General features: G+C 65.6%; 13 protein-coding genes. 2 read left to right on the top strand and 11 right to left on the bottom strand.

All coding sequences use genetic code 11. The features are described from left to right. The coding region (uxaC, locus tag LCM4577_RS12315; protein WP_071071401.1) for a glucuronate isomerase at positions 1-1346 on the bottom strand (1346 nt) is incomplete at its 3' end. A 181-nt stretch (positions 1347-1527) separates the two neighbouring features. On the opposite strand from uxaC, the gene LCM4577_RS12320 reads away from it, so the two are divergent. Next, positions 1528-3015, top strand: a complete 1488-nt coding sequence (locus LCM4577_RS12320; protein ID WP_071071403.1) for a mannitol dehydrogenase family protein — start codon at positions 1528-1530, stop codon at positions 3013-3015. 257 nt (positions 3016-3272) lie between these two features. Here LCM4577_RS12320 and LCM4577_RS12325 read toward each other — a convergent pair whose 3' ends face one another. The 8 genes from LCM4577_RS12325 to LCM4577_RS12360 form a co-directional block, all read right to left on the bottom strand. Continuing rightward, positions 3273-3680, bottom strand: coding sequence for a F0F1 ATP synthase subunit epsilon (locus tag LCM4577_RS12325; protein WP_071071404.1), 408 nt, complete (start codon positions 3678-3680; stop codon positions 3273-3275). A 90-nt stretch (positions 3681-3770) separates the two neighbouring features. Continuing rightward, a complete protein-coding gene (gene atpD / locus LCM4577_RS12330; protein WP_071071406.1) occupies positions 3771-5348 on the bottom strand; it encodes a F0F1 ATP synthase subunit beta in 1578 nt (525 codons plus the stop codon). A 68-nt stretch (positions 5349-5416) separates the two neighbouring features. Continuing rightward, the gene (locus tag LCM4577_RS12335) at positions 5417-6301 is read right to left on the bottom strand and encodes a F0F1 ATP synthase subunit gamma (RefSeq protein WP_040991591.1); all 885 of its coding nucleotides are present in this window, start codon (positions 6299-6301) and stop codon (positions 5417-5419) included. A 29-nt stretch (positions 6302-6330) separates the two neighbouring features. Continuing rightward, positions 6331-7860: a F0F1 ATP synthase subunit alpha gene (atpA, locus tag LCM4577_RS12340; RefSeq protein WP_040991590.1), complete on the bottom strand. Its 1530-nt coding sequence runs from the start codon at positions 7858-7860 to the stop codon at positions 6331-6333. Continuing rightward, positions 7860-8420: a F0F1 ATP synthase subunit delta gene (locus LCM4577_RS12345; RefSeq protein ID WP_041011100.1), complete on the bottom strand. Its 561-nt coding sequence runs from the start codon at positions 8418-8420 to the stop codon at positions 7860-7862. The genes atpA and LCM4577_RS12345 overlap by 1 nt, the downstream gene beginning before the upstream one ends. A 235-nt stretch (positions 8421-8655) precedes the next feature. Continuing rightward, a complete protein-coding gene (locus tag LCM4577_RS12350; RefSeq protein ID WP_071071408.1) occupies positions 8656-9051 on the bottom strand; it encodes a DUF4345 family protein in 396 nt (131 codons plus the stop codon). Between the two features lie 95 nt (positions 9052-9146). Beyond that, entirely contained in the window at positions 9147-9842 is a 696-nt protein-coding gene (locus LCM4577_RS12355; RefSeq protein ID WP_071071410.1) for an aspartate/glutamate racemase family protein, read from the bottom strand. Positions 9843-9873: 31 nt separating this feature from the next. Further along, positions 9874-12057: a primosomal protein N' gene (locus LCM4577_RS12360; RefSeq protein WP_071071412.1), complete on the bottom strand. Its 2184-nt coding sequence runs from the start codon at positions 12055-12057 to the stop codon at positions 9874-9876. Positions 12058-12146: 89 nt separating this feature from the next. On the opposite strand from LCM4577_RS12360, the gene fsa reads away from it, so the two are divergent. Next, complete coding sequence (gene fsa / locus LCM4577_RS12365; protein ID WP_071031292.1) at positions 12147-12803, top strand: fructose-6-phosphate aldolase; 657 nt, start codon at positions 12147-12149, stop codon at positions 12801-12803. 456 nt (positions 12804-13259) lie between these two features. Here fsa and lptE read toward each other — a convergent pair whose 3' ends face one another. Then, on the bottom strand, positions 13260-13841 hold the full coding sequence (gene lptE, locus LCM4577_RS12370; protein ID WP_071031285.1) for an LPS assembly lipoprotein LptE: 582 nt from the start codon (positions 13839-13841) through the stop codon (positions 13260-13262). Continuing rightward, positions 13828-16455 carry a leucine--tRNA ligase gene (gene leuS / locus LCM4577_RS12375; RefSeq protein ID WP_071071414.1) on the bottom strand — a complete coding sequence of 876 codons (2628 nt, stop codon included), beginning with the start codon at positions 16453-16455 and terminating at the stop codon, positions 13828-13830. The genes lptE and leuS overlap by 14 nt, the downstream gene beginning before the upstream one ends. Between the last annotated feature and the right edge of the window lie 60 nt (positions 16456-16515).

A 16515-nucleotide genomic window follows, 5' to 3' on the forward strand; every position in this document is an offset into this window, starting at 1 on the left:
TCCTCGCGCAGTCGATGCTCGGCGACCAGCCGCGCCAGGAAGGCGCAATCGACGCGGCGCGCGACGTCATGGCGCGCCGGGATCGAGGGGAAGGCGCGCGTGTCGTCGTTGAAGCCGACGGTGTTGTAGAAGCCGGCCGTCTCGGTGGTCATYTCGCGGAAGCGGCGCATSCCTTCCGGACTGTCATGGAACCACCASGCCGGGCCGAGCTTCAGCRCCGGATAGACGCCGGCGAGCGGCGCCAGCTCGCGCGCGTAGCTCGTCTCGTCCAGCGTGAACAGGATGATCGCGAGGTCGCGCTCCAGCCCGACGCAGTCGAGCAGCGGCTTCAGCGCCGTCACGTAATCGGTGCGGGTCGGGATATCGAAGCCCTTGTCRCGGCCGAACTTCYGGAAAACGGAAGGSGARTGATTGCGCCATGATCCRGGATGGATCTGCATCACCAGGCCGTCGTCRCGGCTCATCTTGGCCATTTCGGTCAGCATCTGGGCGCGGAACARYTTTCGCTCGCGGCCGTCCTCCGAGCCGCGGCGGATGCGGTTGAACAGCTCCTCAGCCGCCGCGTCGGAGAGATTGGCGGTCTCGGCGGTGGGATGGCCGTGATCGGACGAGGTGGCGCCGAATGCCTTGAAATAGGCGCGCCGCTTCCGGTGCGCCTCGATATAGCCGGCCCAGTTGCCGGTGTCGCACCCGGTGATTTCACCGAGGCGATCGAGATTGGAAGCAAAGCCTTCGAAATCGGGATCGACGACGGCGTCCGGCCGGTAGGCGGTGACGACGCGGCCGCTCCAGCCGCTGTCGCGGATCGTGCGGTGCCATTCGAGATCGTCGAGCGCGCCTTCGGTCGTCGCGATCACCTCGATGTTGAAGCGCTCGAACAGCGCGCGCGGACGATAGTCGTCGCGTTGCAGCAGCGCGGCGATCGTATCGTAGCAGCGGTCGGCGGTGGCGGTGGTCAGCGGTTCCGCGATGCCGAACAGATGCTCGAGCGCATGGTCGAGCCAGAGCCGCGTCGGCGTGCCGCGGAAGAGATAGTAATGCTCGGCGAAACGCCGCCAGATCGCGCGGCCGTCGGTTTCGGCGAGCGAACCGTCAAGCGTTGCCACGCCGAGCTCTTCCAGCCTCACGCCCTGGCTGAACAACATGCGTAAGATGTAATGGTCCGGCACGATGAGCAGCTGTGCCGGGTCCGGAAACGGCTCGTCGAGCGCATACCAGCGCGGGTCGGTATGACCGTGCGGGCTGACGATGGGCAGGTCTTTCACGCCGGCGTAAAGGGCACGTGCGAGCGAAAGTTGGCGCCCTTCGGCGGCAAACAGCAGATCCGGATCGGTCAATGCGGCCATGTCGGTCCTCCTCCGGTGATCCACCGGTAGGGTCCGTGGGAAATGGTGTCAACACACGAAAGGCTGCGCGCCTTAAGCGTGCCGCGGCCATTGTCGACGGAGGCGGCGGGTGCTACGCCGCCACCGAACTTGCCGTCATCCAGGGCGGCCTGGCCGCAAGCGATTGGAGACTTCACGTCCGATGAAGAAGCGCCTGTCGAACCTGACGATTGCGAATGTGCCGGCCGCCATCCCGCGCTATGACCGCCGCGCCATCACGCCCGGCATCGTCCATCTTGGCGTCGGCGCTTTCCACCGCGCCCACCAGGCCGCCTATGTCGATGCCTGTCTGGCGGATGGCGAAGGCGATTGGGGCATCGTCGGGGTCTCGCTGCGCAGCCCCGACACGCGCGATGCGCTCAAGCCGCAGGACGGGCTCTACACGCTGGCAATCCGGGACAGCGCCGGCGAACAGCTGCAGGTCGTCGGCTCGATCCAGTCCTTGCTCGTCGCTCCGGAAGACCCCGGCGCGGTGCTCGCCGCGCTGACCGATCCGCGCATCCGCATCGTCACGCTCACCATCACCGAGAAGGCCTATCTCAGGGCAGCCGACGGCACGCTCGACAGCGCCCACCCCGACATCGTCCACGACCTCGCCAACCCCGGATCGCCGAAGACGGCGCATGGCTTTCTCGCCGAGGCTCTGGCGCGGCGCAGCATTGCCGGCACGCCTCCGTTCACCGTGCTCTGCTGCGACAACCTGCCGGCCAACGGCGCCACGTTGCACCGGCTGTTGATCGAGTTCGCGAAGCTGCGCGATGCCGATCTCGGGCGCTATGTGGCCGACGAAGTCGCCTTCCCGTCTTCCATGGTCGACCGCATCGTGCCGGCGACCACCGATGCCGACCGGGCGCGCATCGCCGACGAGCTCGGCCTCGAGGACGCCTGGCCGGTGATGACCGAGCCATTCCGCCAATGGGTGATCGAGGACCGCTTTCCGGCGGGCCGGCCGGCCTGGGAAAAATTCGGCGTCACCATGGTCGAGGATGTGCGGCCGTTCGAGGACATGAAGCTGAGGCTGCTCAACGGCGCGCATTCCGGCATCGCCTATCTCGGCCTGCTCAGCGGCCACGCCACCGTCGACCGCGCCTTTGCCGATCCGGCAATAAGGCAATTTGTCGACCGGCTTTGGGCCGAGGCCATTCCAACGCTGCCGCAAGATGCCGGGCTCGACCCGACCCCCTACACGGCCGAGCTCGCCGCGCGCTTTTCCAACACCGCGCTCGCCCACCGCACCGCGCAGATCGCCAATGACGGCAGCCAGAAGCTGCCGCAGCGCATCGTCGCTTCAGCGCTTGCGCGGCTGGAGGCGGGGCTGTTGCCGGAACATCTGTCGCTGGTTGTCGCCGCCTGGATAGCCGCATGCGCCGCGCGCGGCGGCAGTTTGCCTGAAGGCCATTTCACCGATCCGCTCGATGCGGCGCTCGGCGACCTGTTCGGCCGCAACCTGCCGACGGCAACAATGGCCGAGGCCGTGTTCGACCTCGCCGGCTTCGCCATAGGCCACGCGGAGCGCCAGAAGTTGATCGAGTTTGTCGCCACGCATCTGGTCCATTTCAAACAAGGCGGTCCGAAGCTGGCCTTTGCCGCGCTCGGCATTGGCAAGGACCCGTCCGGGCTGGCCGAGTAGCCAATTCCTTGGCACAGCAGTTTCGACCGGTTGGTTAGTGTGCCTTGGCAGGCCCATGCCTTGGCAATTGGCCTCGACGCCTATCGCGGTCGTCATCCACGGGTCTGCGCGCGTCGCTACGCTTCTTGCTCCGCCCTGGAATGACGAGGTTCAGGAGCCTTCAGCTCATCGCCGGCGTTTGCGCCGGAGGCGGGAAAAACGGGGCAAACAAAAAGCGGGGCAAGCCCGCTCTTTAAATCGCTCCTCCGCAGCCGAAATCAGGCCGGCAGCAGCGCGCCTTCCAGCGTGGTGAGCTGGGCGAGGAACTGCTCGGCGCGGCTGCGCGCCACGTCGTCCTTGGCGTCGGCGGCGTCTTCCTTGGCGTCCTGGATGCGACGCGCGAGGTCCGCACGGTCGATGTCGTTCACATGCACCGCCGATTCGGCGAGCAGCGTGCAGYCGGACGGCAGGATGTCGGCGAAACCGCCGAACACAACATAGCGGTCTTCCTTGCCGCTGGCCGCCTTCACCGTGACGACGCCGGGCTTGATGGTGGTCATGACCGGCGCGTGCTGCGCCATCACCGTCATCTCGCCTTCCGCGCCCGGGATGACGACGGACTCGACCTGATCGGAGACGAGCAGCCGCTCCGGCGAGACCAGTTCGAACTTGAAAGCTTCAGCCATGCCAATCTAGCGAATAGCGAGTAGCGAGTAGAGGAAACTCGGCCGGCCCACTGATCCCTATTCGCTACTCCCTATTCGCTATTCGCTTCGTTACGCTGCTTCAGCCGCCAGACGCTGCGCCTTCTCGACCGCTTCGTCGATGCCGCCGACCATGTAGAAGGCGGCTTCCGGCAGGTGGTCGTAGTCGCYGGCGCAGAGGCCCTTGAAGCCCTTGATGGTGTCGGCGAGGTCGACCAGCTTGCCCGGCGAGCCCGTGAACACTTCGGCGACGAAGAACGGCTGCGACAGGAAGCGCTCGATCTTGCGGGCGCGGGCAACCGTCTGCTTGTCCTCTTCCGACAGCTCGTCCATGCCAAGAATGGCGATGATGTCCTGCAGCGACTTGTAGCGCTGCAGGATCGACTGCACCTGGCGGGCGACTTGGTAGTGCTCCTCGCCGACGACCATCGGGTCGAGCATGCGCGAGGTCGAGTCCAGCGGATCGACGGCCGGGTAGATGCCCTTTTCAGAGATCGCGCGGTTGAGCACGGTCGTGGCGTCGAGGTGCGCGAAGGAGGTCGCCGGCGCCGGGTCGGTCAAGTCGTCGGCCGGCACGTAGATGGCCTGCACCGAGGTGATCGATCCCTTGGTCGTGGTCGTGATGCGCTCCTGCAGCGCGCCCATGTCGGTGGCCAGCGTCGGCTGGTAACCCACGGCGGAAGGAATGCGGCCGAGCAGCGCCGACACTTCCGAGCCCGCCTGCGTGAAGCGGAAGATGTTGTCGACGAAGAACAGCACGTCCTGACCCTGGTCGCGGAAATATTCGGCAACCGTCAGGCCGGTCAGGCCGACGCGGGCGCGCGCGCCCGGCGGTTCGTTCATCTGGCCGTACACGAGCGCTGCCTTCGAGCCTTGGCCGCCGCCCTTCTTGTTGACGCCCGATTCGATGAACTCGTGATAGAGGTCGTTGCCTTCGCGGGTGCGTTCGCCGACACCGGCGAACACCGAGAAGCCACCATGGGCCTTCGCGACGTTGTTGATCAGTTCCTGGATCAGCACGGTCTTGCCGACGCCGGCGCCGCCGAACAGGCCGATCTTGCCGCCGCGGGCGTAGGGTGCCAGCAGGTCGAGAACCTTGATGCCGGTAACCAGGATCTGCGCTTCCGTCGACTGGTCGACATAGGCCGGAGCCGGCTGGTGGATGGCGCGCAGCTCGACGGCGTCGACCGGGCCGGCTTCGTCGACCGGCTCGCCGATGACGTTGATGATGCGGCCGAGCATGCCCGGACCCACCGGGACCGAGATCGGCGCGCCGGTGTCAAAGACGTCCTGGCCGCGGACCAGGCCCTCGGTCGAGTCCATGGCGATGCAGCGCACGGTGTTCTCACCGAGATGCTGGGCGACCTCGAGCACCAGGCGGTTGCCGACATTGTCGGTTTCCAGCGCGTTCAGAATGGCCGGCAGATGGTCTTCGAACTGCACGTCGACGACGGCGCCGATGACCTGGCGGACCTTGCCGGCGGCGCCGACGCGCTTGGCCGCGACGCTGGCCGCGGAAGCCGCTGCCTTGGCCGGAGCGGCCGCCTTCTTTGCCGGAGCGGCGGCCTTCGCGGCGGCTGCCGGGGCCTTTGCCGCCTTCGGGGCCGATGCCTCCTTGGCCGCGGTCTTCGGGGTAGCTGCTTTCGCCATCGTCTTTGCCCTTTTCGTCTATCCGTTGTTCACGCCGCCGCGAGGTCTCGGACCCCGCTTGCGCGCGCCTAGAGCGCCTCGGCGCCCGAAATGATTTCGATCAGTTCCTTGGTGATCTGCGCCTGCCGCTGGCGGTTGTAGGTGATCGACAGCCTGTTGATCATGTCGCCGGCATTGCGCGTCGCATTGTCCATCGCGCTCATCTTGGCGCCCATCTCGCCGGCCGCGTTTTCCAAAAGCGCCCGGAAGATCTGCACGGCGATGTTGCGCGGGATGAGGTCGGAGAGGATCTCGCCCGGCTCCGGCTCGTATTCGTAGACCGCGCCGCCGCTATTGCCACCTTCGGTGGCGGCCGAAGCCTGCGCTGCCGGGATGATCTGCTGCGCCGTCGGGATCTGGCTGATCACCGACTTGAATTGCGAATAGAACAGCGTGCAGATGTCGAAGCCGCCCTCGTTGAAGAGGTGGATGACCTTGCGCGCGATCGCATCGGCATTGACGAAGCCGAGCGTCTTGACCTCGCGCAGGTCGACCCGCTCGAGGATCAGCGAGGCGTAGTCGCGGCGCAGGATGTCGTAACCCTTCTTGCCGACGCAGATGATCTTCACCTGCTTGCCGTCGGCCACCAGCCTGCGGATGTGGTCACGGGCGAGACGCGCAATCTGCGAGTTGAAGCCACCGCACAAGCCGCGCTCGGCGGTGCAGACGATGAGCAGATGCACGTCGTCCCGGCCGGTGCCCGTCATCAGCGCCGGGGCATCGCCGCCGCCGCCGATCGCCTGGGTGATGTTGGCCAGGACCGCGCCCATACGCTCGGAATAGGGCCTGGCTGCTTCCGCCGCCTCCTGCGCGCGACGCAGCTTCGCCGCGGCGACCATCTGCATCGCCTTGGTGATCTTCTGCGTCGCCTTGACCGAGGCGATACGGTTACGAAGGTCTTTTAACGAAGCCATGCCTCAAACCTGATCCCGTCCGGCGTCGTTCAAGCAAAGGTCTTGGCGAAGGCGTCGATTTCCGCCTTGAGCTTGGCGCGCAAATCGTCCGACAGCGCCTTCTCCTTGCGGATGCCGTCGAGCACGTCCTTGCCGGCCGAGCGCATGTGGCTGAGCAGGCCATGCTCGAACTTGCCGACCTGGTTGAGCGGCAGCTTGTCGAGATAGCCGTTGACGCCGGCGAAGATCACCGCGACCTGCTCTTCGGTCTTGAGCGGCGAGAATTGCGGCTGCTTCAGAAGCTCCGTCAGGCGCGAACCGCGGTTCAGCAGGCGCTGGGTGGCGGCGTCGAGGTCCGAGCCGAACTGCGCGAAGGCCGCCATTTCGCGGTACTGCGCGAGCTCGCCCTTGATCGAGCCTGCAACCTGCTTCATCGCCTTGATCTGCGCCGACGAGCCGACGCGCGACACCGACAGGCCGACATTCACCGCCGGACGGATGCCTTGGAAGAACAGGTTGGTCTCGAGGAAGATCTGGCCGTCGGTGATCGAGATCACGTTGGTCGGGATGTAGGCCGACACGTCGTTGGCCTGGGTCTCGATGACCGGCAGCGCGGTCAGCGAACCGGCGCCGTTGTCGTCATTGAGCTTGGCGGCGCGCTCGAGCAGGCGCGAATGGAGATAGAAGACGTCGCCCGGATAGGCTTCGCGGCCCGGCGGGCGGCGCAGCAAGAGCGACATCTGGCGATAGGCGACGGCCTGCTTTGACAGATCGTCATAGCTGATGAGCGCATGCATGCCGTTGTCGCGGAAATATTCGCCCATGGTGCAGCCGGCGAACGGTGCCAGAAACTGCATCGGCGCCGGGTCGGACGCGGTGGCGGCGATGATGATGGAGTAGTCGAGCGCGCCGCGCTCCTCCAGCACCTTCACGAACTGCGCGACGGTCGAGCGCTTCTGGCCGACGGCGACGTAGACGCAGTAGAGCTTCTCCTTCTCCGGGCCGTTGTCGTGCACCGACTTCTGGTTCAGCATCGTGTCGAGGATGATGGCGGTCTTGCCGGTCTGGCGGTCGCCGATGACCAGCTCGCGCTGGCCGCGGCCGACCGGGATCAGCGCGTCGATGGCCTTGAGGCCCGTCGACATCGGCTCATGCACCGACTTGCGCGGAATGATGCCGGGCGCCTTGACGTCGACGCGCTTGCGTTCGGTGGCCTTGATCGGGCCCTTGCCGTCGATCGGGTTGCCGAGCGCGTCCACGACGCGGCCGAGCAGGCCCGGGCCAACCGGCACGTCGACGATGGCGCCCGTGCGCTTGACGGTGTCGCCTTCCTTGATGTCGCGGTCGTTGCCGAAGATGACGACGCCGACATTGTCGGCTTCGAGGTTCAGCGCCATGCCACGGATGCCACCCGGGAATTCGACCATCTCGCCGGCCTGGACATTGTCGAGGCCGTAGACGCGGGCGATGCCGTCACCGACGGACAGAACCTGGCCGACTTCGGAGACCTCGGCCTCCTTGCCGAAATTCTTGATCTGGTCTTTCAGAATTGCGGAAATTTCCGCGGCGCGGATGTCCATCAGCCGACCTCTTTCAGTGCAAGCTTGAGCGAATTGAGTTTGGTTTTGAGCGACGTATCGATCTGGCGCGAGCCCATCTTGACGATCAGCCCGCCGAGCAGCGACGGATCGACGGTCATGGCGATGGCCACATCCTTGCCGGCGATGCTCTTCAGCGTCGCCTTGAGTTCAGTTTGCTGCGCGGCCGTCAGCGCATGCGCCGAAGTGACCTCGGCGGATGCCTCGCCGCGATGCTCGGCGGCGATCTGGCGGAACGCCTTGATCATGCCGGGCACCGCGAACAGACGGCGGTTCCTGGCGACGACGCGCAGGAAATTGCCGACCAGGCCGGTGATCTTGGCCTTGTCGACGATGGCGGCGATGGCCTTGGCCTGGTCCTCGCTGGAAAACACCGGGCTGTTGATCAGCCGCTTGAGATCGTCGCTGCCGTTGAGCAGCGCCTCGAAGCCGGCAAGGTCGGCCTCGACCTTGGCGACCGAATTGTCCTGCAGCGCGAGCTCGAACAGCGAGCCGGCATAGCGCTCTGCGACAGCTGAGATTGGCGATGACGATTGGGCCACGGACCGTCTTTTCTCTTGTCTGACAGGCCGCAGATTGTTGGCGCGAGCGAAAACTCTGGCTAAATCTTTGACCTTACTGCATTTTTCCAAGCACGGAGGCGCGGCTTCCGCTATCCCCGGTCGAAAGTCGATTGCCGTCTAGCACAGGCTTTTTAAGACCGCAATGCATCGTCCGGCATGGTTTTCAGGCACTTTTGTCGCATCAGGCGGCGAAGGCCAAGCTCAAGCGCCGAATTCACGGCACGAAGCCGAAGGCAAAGGCCAGCGGCAGCGCCGCCAGCGCCAATTCAACCACGATCGAAACCCAGTTGAAAGGTGTGTTGGCGCTGTCCGACATCATCGACAAAAGCCGGCCGAAAGCGGTGAACAGCCAGGAGAAGCCAAGCGCCATATAGAGCAGCGGCTGCGCCAGAAGGATGCAGCACAGGCTGACGCCGAGATAGAAGCCGGACATGCGGCCGCGCCCCTCGGCGATCGCCGCCGCCTTCTCCGGCCTCGGCTGCAGGCGCAGCACGYGAAATGCAAGCCCCGGCGCCAGGAACAGGAACAGGCCGAGGGCCAGGGTCACCACGGCGCTCGACCAGGCCAGCCATTCGCCTTGRCTCGCGGGCCACGGAAACGCAAAGTCCATATGATCCCCCTCATATTTCTTGTTCTGAAACGCTGCATTCTAGCGAGGGAATGAAAGCGCGCCAGAGGACGGCGGGCACATTAGAAGCAGCGCAATCAGGCGAGCGCGAAATCGACCGCGGCCGCGGTATGGATGCGGGTCGTGTCGAAGACCGGAACGTCGAAATCGCCCTGGCCGATCAGCATGGTGATCTCGGTGCAGCCCATGATGACGCCGTCCACCTGGTCGGTGCGCCGCATCCGGCCGATCTCGTCGAGATAGGCGGATTTCGATTCGCCTTTGACGATGCCCTGGCAAAGCTCGTCATAGATCACCTTGTGCACCATGTCGCGACCGGCCTGGTTCGGCACCACAGGTTCCAGGCCGTATTTGTCGGCGAGACGGCCCTTGTAGAAATCCTGCTCCATGGTGAAGCGCGTCGCCAGCAGTGCCGGCCGCCTCAGGCCCGCCTCGACGACGGCGCGCCCCGTCGCGTCGGCGATGTGGATGAGCGGGATCGAAATGGCCGCCTGCACCGCGTCGGCCAGCTTGTGCATGGTGTTGGTGCAGATCACCAGGCCCTCGGCGCCGCCGGCCTCCAGCCTGCGCGCGGCTTCTACGAGCAGGACGCCGGCGCCTTCCCAATCGCCCGCATGCTGCCGTTCGGCGATGTCGGCGAAATCGAACGACCACAACAAGAGCTTCGCCGAATGCAGCCCGCCCAGCCGCTCGCGCACGATCTCGTTGAGCAGGCGGTAATAGATCGCCGTCGATTCCCAGCTCATGCCGCCTATGAGGCCGAGGGTTTTCATAAGCTGGCACTCCGTTGGGATTGTCTCTCGCTTATAGGAAGCTCTGCGGGTCGATGTCGACCTGCACCCGGACCGAGCCGCGCAGCTTCGGGCCTTCGGCCAGCATGGCGCGGATGAAACCTTGCATGTCGGCACGCCGCTCGCCCTGGATCAGCAGGCGGAAGCGGTGACGGCCGCCGATCAGCGACAAAGGCGCCTCGGCCGGCCCGAGCACGAACAAGTCCGAAGCCTGCGGTGCCGCCCGTCTCAATCCCCGCGCATGGCTTTCGGCCTCGGCTCGCGTCGCAGCGCTGACGATGATGCCGGCGAGCCGGCCGAACGGCGGCAGGGCCGCCCGTTCGCGCTCGGCGATCTCGCGCTCGTAGAAGGCTTCCGAATCGCCCGAGACGATCGCCCGCATCACAGGATGGTCGGGCTGGTAGGTCTGCAACAGGCCGAGGCTCTTCTTGCCGGTGCGGCCGGCGCGCCCCGTCACCTGACTGAGCAATTGGAAGGTGCGTTCGGCGGCGCGCGGATCGCCATTGGCCAATCCCAGGTCCGCATCGACCACGCCGACCAGTGTCATGCCGGGAAAATTATGGCCCTTGGCGACGAGCTGCGTGCCGATGACGATATCGGCTTCGCCATTGGCGACGGCCTCCAGCTCGAGCCTGAGCCGGCGCACGCCGCCCAGAAGATCGGACGACAACACGATGGTGCGGGCATCCGGGAAATGCGCAACCACTTCCTCGGCGATTCGCTCGACGCCCGGGCCGCAGGCTACCAGATGGTCGAGCGTGCCGCATTCCGGGCAGGCCTCGGGCCGCCGCTCGTTGTGGCCGCAATGATGGCAGACGAGCTGGCCGCGAAAGCGATGCTCGACCAACCAGGCCGAACATACGGGGCAGCCGAAACGGTGGCCGCAGACCCGGCAGAGCGTCAGCGGCGCATAGCCGCGCCGGTTGAGGAAAAGCAGCGACTGTTCCTTCCTCTCCAGCGTGCGCTGCATCTGTTCCAGAAGCACCGGCGACAGGAAGCCGCCGCGCGCCGGCGGCGAGCGCCGCATGTCGATCGACTTCAGGTCGGGGAGCGCCGCCTCGGCGAAGCGCGACGACAGCACGGCCCGGTGGTAGCGGCCCTGGCTGGCGTTGACGCGGCTTTCCACCGACGGTGTCGCCGAGGCGAGCACGACCGGAAAGCCGCCGATATGGCCACGCACCACCGCCATGTCGCGCGCATTGTAGAAAACGCGGTCTTCCTGCTTGTAGGCGGGGTCGTGCTCCTCGTCGACGACGATCAGGCCGAGTTCCTTGAACGGCAGGAACAGCGCCGAGCGCGCGCCGGCGACGACCCTCACGCCGCCTTCGGCCACCTGCCGCCAGACGCGCTCGCGCATCCTCGGCGGCAGGTCGGAATGCCACTCCGCCGGCTTGGYGCCGAACCGGTCCTGGAAACGTTCGAGGAAGGCGTGGGTCAGCGCGATTTCCGGCAACAGGATCAGCACCTGCCTGCCCTTGTCGAGCGCCGCCGCCACCGCCTCGAAATAGACTTCGGTCTTGCCTGAGCCGGTGACGCCGTCGAGCAGCGTGACGTTGAAGACATCGGCAGCGACCGCGGCGCGCAGTTTTTCGGCCGCCGCTTTCTGGTCCGGCATCAATTCCGGCACGGCATGGCCGGGATCGGGCGCCGCCACCACCGGGCGCGGCGGAATCATCACCGTCTCGAACACGCCCTGGGCCCGCAATCCATCGATGACGGTCGAGGACACGCCCGCCGCATGCGCCAGTCCCGTGCGTGTCCAGGCGAGGCCGCCCTCGGCGGTTTCGAGCACGCGTCGCCGCGCGTCGGTCAGCCGGTCGGGCTCGGCCAGCGTGCGCTGAAGCCCTTCGATCCATGGCTCCGGGTCGAACGCTTCCGGCGCGCGCAGCAGCATGCGCGCCACCATGCCTGGGGCCGACAGCGTGTATTGTGCGATCCAGTCGACGAAGCGGCGCATGTCCTTGTCGATCGGCGGGCAGTCGAACACCTCCTCGATCGGCCGCAATTTCTTTGCATCGACCRCCTCGACCGCGCCGTCCCAGACGATGCCGGCCACTTGCCGAGGTCCGAGCGGCACGCGCACGATCGAGCCCGGCACCACGCGCATGCCGGGCGGCACGGCATAAGTGTAGGGCCGCTCAGCGGGCATCGGCACCAGCACGGGCGCGGCTGCGACAAAGGGCGAATCTTCCATCATGAGGCGTGACCTTGCCCCGACTTTGCTCTAGATCAAAGGGGACCCTCTTATGTGCCTGGCCGACGCCGGGCGACCCCAAGGAGACAGCCATGAAGTTTTTTGTCGACACCGCTGACATCAAGGAAATTAAGGAGCTGCACGAGCTGGGGCTTCTCGACGGCGTCACCACCAACCCCTCGCTGATTCTGAAATCGGGCGGCAAGATCGCCGAAGTCACCAAGCAGATCTGCGACATCGTCGAAGGCCCGGTCTCGGCCGAGGTCGTCGCGACCGAATACAAGCAGATGATGGCCGAAGCCGAGGTGCTGGCCAAGATCGCGCCGAACGTGGCCATCAAGGTGCCGCTGACGCTGGACGGCCTCAAGGCCTGCAAGACCATCCGCACCGAGATGAACCGCATGGTCAACGTGACGCTCTGCTTCTCGGCCAACCAGGCGCTGCTCGCCGCCAAGGCCGGCGCTTCCTTCATCTCGCCCTTCGTCGGCCGCATCGACGACACCGGCTCGGACGGCATGGAGCTGATCTCGGAAATCCGCACCATCTACGACAATTACGATTTCAAGACCGAGATTCTGACCGCTTCGGTGCGCACGGTGAACCACGTCAAGCAGGCCGCGCTGATCGGCGCCGATATCGTCACCGCGCCGCCGGCGACCCTGAAGGCGCTGGTCAACCACCCGCTGACCGACAAGGGCCTTGCCGCCTTCCTCGCCGACTGGGCCAAGACCGGCCAGAAGATCGGTTGAGGGCGGCATCTCGTCAGAACAGAAAAAGGCCGGGTGACCGGCCTTTTTTGTTTCAAACAGCCTACGTGTTGGTGGGTCGCATCTGGCGATGGCCGGAACGCCCATCGCGACCGTCATGGTGCAGAGTTCTGCTCTTCGATCGAGGTCGAGGTCGAGGCAAACGCAGGGGATTGGTTGAGGCCGCCCGAACCTCGTCATTCTATGGCGGAGCAAGGAGCGAAGCGACGCGGCGCAGACCATAGAATCCATGCCGTGACTTGGAAGCGCCGCTGCGGTGCAGAATTCTGCTCCGCAGCACGCCTTGGCGAGGGGAACGGCATGGATTCCAGGGTCTACGCGACGGAGCTTCGCTCCTGCTCCGCCCTGGAATGACGATCGCGATGGGCGTTTCGCGCCAATCTCCAGCGCATGCCACCAGCCAAACAGAGTCGACCGGTCAAGCCTCTGTGCAGTGCCTCAGGCTTTCTTGCCGTGCTTGGCCAGATCCTGCGCGATCGACAGCCGCAGCAGGTCGGCCAGCTCGCGCGCGGCGCGGTTCTCGGCGTCGATCTGCGCCCGGTAGGCCGCGAACTCCTGGCGGGGCCGGTCGAAGGATGAGGGGATCGAGCGTTTGCCCACCGCAATCACCGTGTTGGTCGCGGTATCGCGCAGCACGTAATTGGCGGTCAGCGTGACCGTGCCCGCCGTCGGCTCGTCCTCCTGGGTCTGCACCTGCACGATGGCCGCTGATTCGACGAGCTCGGTGACGCCGAGATCGAGCGTATAGGCCGGCGAGGCCGGCTCGCCCGAGCCTTGCCCGAAAGCGAAGATCAGATTGTTGCGCACCTGCTGCGCGTAGCGCGTCTTGACCGGCTTGATCGAGATCGAGGCGAGCTCGGCGGACGCGCTGAGCTGCGATCCGGGCGACAGCGGCTGGTTGGAATAGAGCGGCCTGACCGTGCAGGCCGAGACCAGCGCAAGCGCGGCGGCCATGCCGCAGACCGCCAGGCGGCCGCGCAGGCGGGGCCCTTCTGACTTCACCGGATCAGGCAACGACATTGACGATCCTCTGCGGGACGATGATCACCTTGCGCGGAGCCTTACCATCGAGCGCTTTTTGCACGAAGTCGAGAGCCAGCACCGCTTTTTCGACGGCACCTTGATCCGCGTCGCGGGCAATTGTCAAATCCCCGCGCTTCTTGCCGTTGACCTGCACCGGCAGCACGATCTCGTTGTCGACGACCAGCGCCGGATCGTAGACCGGCCAGGGCCGCTCGGCGACCATCTCGGTGCCGCCCAGCGCTTCCCAGCATTCCTCCGCCAGATGCGGCATGACCGGCGCGATGATGTGCACCAGTATCTCCACCGCCTCGCGGCAAGCGCCTTTCAGCGCGGCGTCCGCCTTGCCTTCGGCAACGTCGTTGAGCGGCGTCGCCAGCGCGTTGGCGAGCTCGTAGATGCGGGCGATGGCGCGGTTGAAGCCGAGCTTCTCGATGTCCTCGCCGACCGCCTTCAGGATCTTGTGCGCGGCCTTCGACACGGCGCCCGCCTCGCCGTCCTTCGCCGCCACGGGCTTCACGCCGGAAAGCTCGTCGGCCGCGATCTGCACCAGGCGCCAGATGCGCTGCACGAAGCGGTGCGCGCCGGCTGCGCCGTCGTCGGTCCATTCGACGTCGCGCTCCGGCGGCGAGTCCGACAGCATGAACCAGCGCGCCGTGTCGGCGCCATAGCCGTCGGTGATCTCTTCCGGGCTCACCGTGTTCTTCTTCGACTTCGACATCTTTTCCAGCGCGCCGATCGTCGCCTCCTCGCCGCTGGCGATCTCGACGGCGCGGCGCTTGCCGCCGACGTCCTCGAGCCTGACCTCGCTCGGCGACAGCCAGCGCCCGTTGTTGGACGATCCACCGACGCGGTAGGTCTCGTGCACGACCATGCCCTGCGTGAACAGGCCCTTGAACGGCTCGGCCAGATTGAGGTGACCTGTCTCGCGCATGGCGCGGGTGAAGAAGCGCGAATAGAGCAGATGCAGGATCGCATGCTCGATGCCGCCGATATACTGGTCGACCGCCAGCCATTCGTCGGCCGCTTTCGGCTCGGTCGGCTCATTGGCCCAAGGCGCTGTGAAGCGCGCGAAATACCAGGACGAATCGACGAAGGTGTCCATCGTGTCGGTCTCGCGCCGCGCATCGCGGCCGCATTGCGGACACTTCACATGCCGCCAGGTCGGATGCCGGTCGAGCGGGTTGCCCGGACGGTCGAACTCGATGTCGTCGGGCAGCTTCACCGGCAGGTCGGTCTTCGGCACCGGCACCACGCCGCAGGCCTCGCAATGGATCATCGGGATCGGGCAGCCCCAGTAGCGCTGGCGCGAGATGCCCCAGTCGCGCAGGCGGAAATTCACCTTGCGCTCCGCCATCGGCCGGCCGCCGATCGTTTTTGCTTCGAGCAGCTTCGCCACTTCATTGAAGGCCTTTTCGGGCTTCATGCCGTCGAGGAAGCGCGAATTGATCATCACGCCGTCATCGACATAGGCCTCCTCCGTAATCTGGAAGGTCTTGGCGTCGGCTCCTTCCGGCATCACCACCGGGATCACCGGCAGGCCGTATTTGTTGGCGAAGTCGAGGTCGCGCTGGTCGCCCGATGGGCAGCCGAAAATGGCGCCGGTGCCATATTCCATCAGCACGAAATTGGCGACATAGACCGGCAGCGTCCAATTCTCGTCGAACGGATGGACGACGCGGATGCCGGTGTCGAAGCCCTTCTTCTCGGCCGTCTCCAGCGCCGCCACCGAGGTGCCCATGTGGCGGACCTCCTCGATAAACTTCGCAAGCTCGACATTCTCCTCGGCGGCTTTCCGCGCCAGCGGATGGTCGGCGGCGACCGCCATGAAGGAGGCGCCGAAAATGGTGTCGGGCCGGGTCGTGTAGACTTCCAGCTCATTCGCATCGCCGACAGGCTTCGCCAGCGGCCAGCGGATCAGCAGGCCTTCGGAGCGGCCGATCCAGTTGTGCTGCATCAGCTTGACCTTCTCCGGCCATTCTTCGAGCCGGTTGAGCGAGTCCAGCAGATCCTGCGCGAAGTCGGTGATCTTGAAGAACCACTGCGTCAGCTCGCGCTGCTCGACCAGCGCGCCCGAACGCCAGCCGCGGCCGTCGATGACCTGCTCGTTGGCAAGCACCGTCATGTCCTCCGGGTCCCAGTTGACCTTGGAGGATTTGCGCGTCACCAGCCCCTTCTCGACAAAGTCGAGGAACAGCATCTGCTGGCGGTGGTAGTAATCGACGTCGCAGGTCGCGAACTCGCGCGCCCAGTCGAGCGACAGGCCCATCATCTTGAGCTGCTCGCGCATGACCGCGATGTTTTCGTAGGTCCAGTCCTTGGGGTGGACCTTGTTCTGCATGGCGGCGTTTTCGGCCGGCATGCCAAACGCGTCCCAGCCCATCGGATGCAGCACGTTGAAGCCCTTGGCGCGCTTGTAGCGCGCCACCACGTCGCCCATCGTGTAGTTGCGGGTGTGGCCGATATGGATCTTGCCCGACGGATAGGGGAACATCTCGAGCACGTAGTATTTCGGCTTCGGGTCGTCGTTGCGGGCCTCGAACAGCTTCTTTTCGGCCCAGGCTTTCTGCCATTTGGGCTCTGACGTGCGCGGATTGTATCGTTCAGTTGCCATCGGATGTTTTTCACTTAAAAGCAGGCACAGGGCGCCGGACACCGCCGGCGGCTGGGAAAT

Source organism: Mesorhizobium sp. LCM 4577 (assembly GCF_001854795.2).
GTDB lineage: Bacteria > Pseudomonadota > Alphaproteobacteria > Rhizobiales > Rhizobiaceae > Mesorhizobium > Mesorhizobium plurifarium.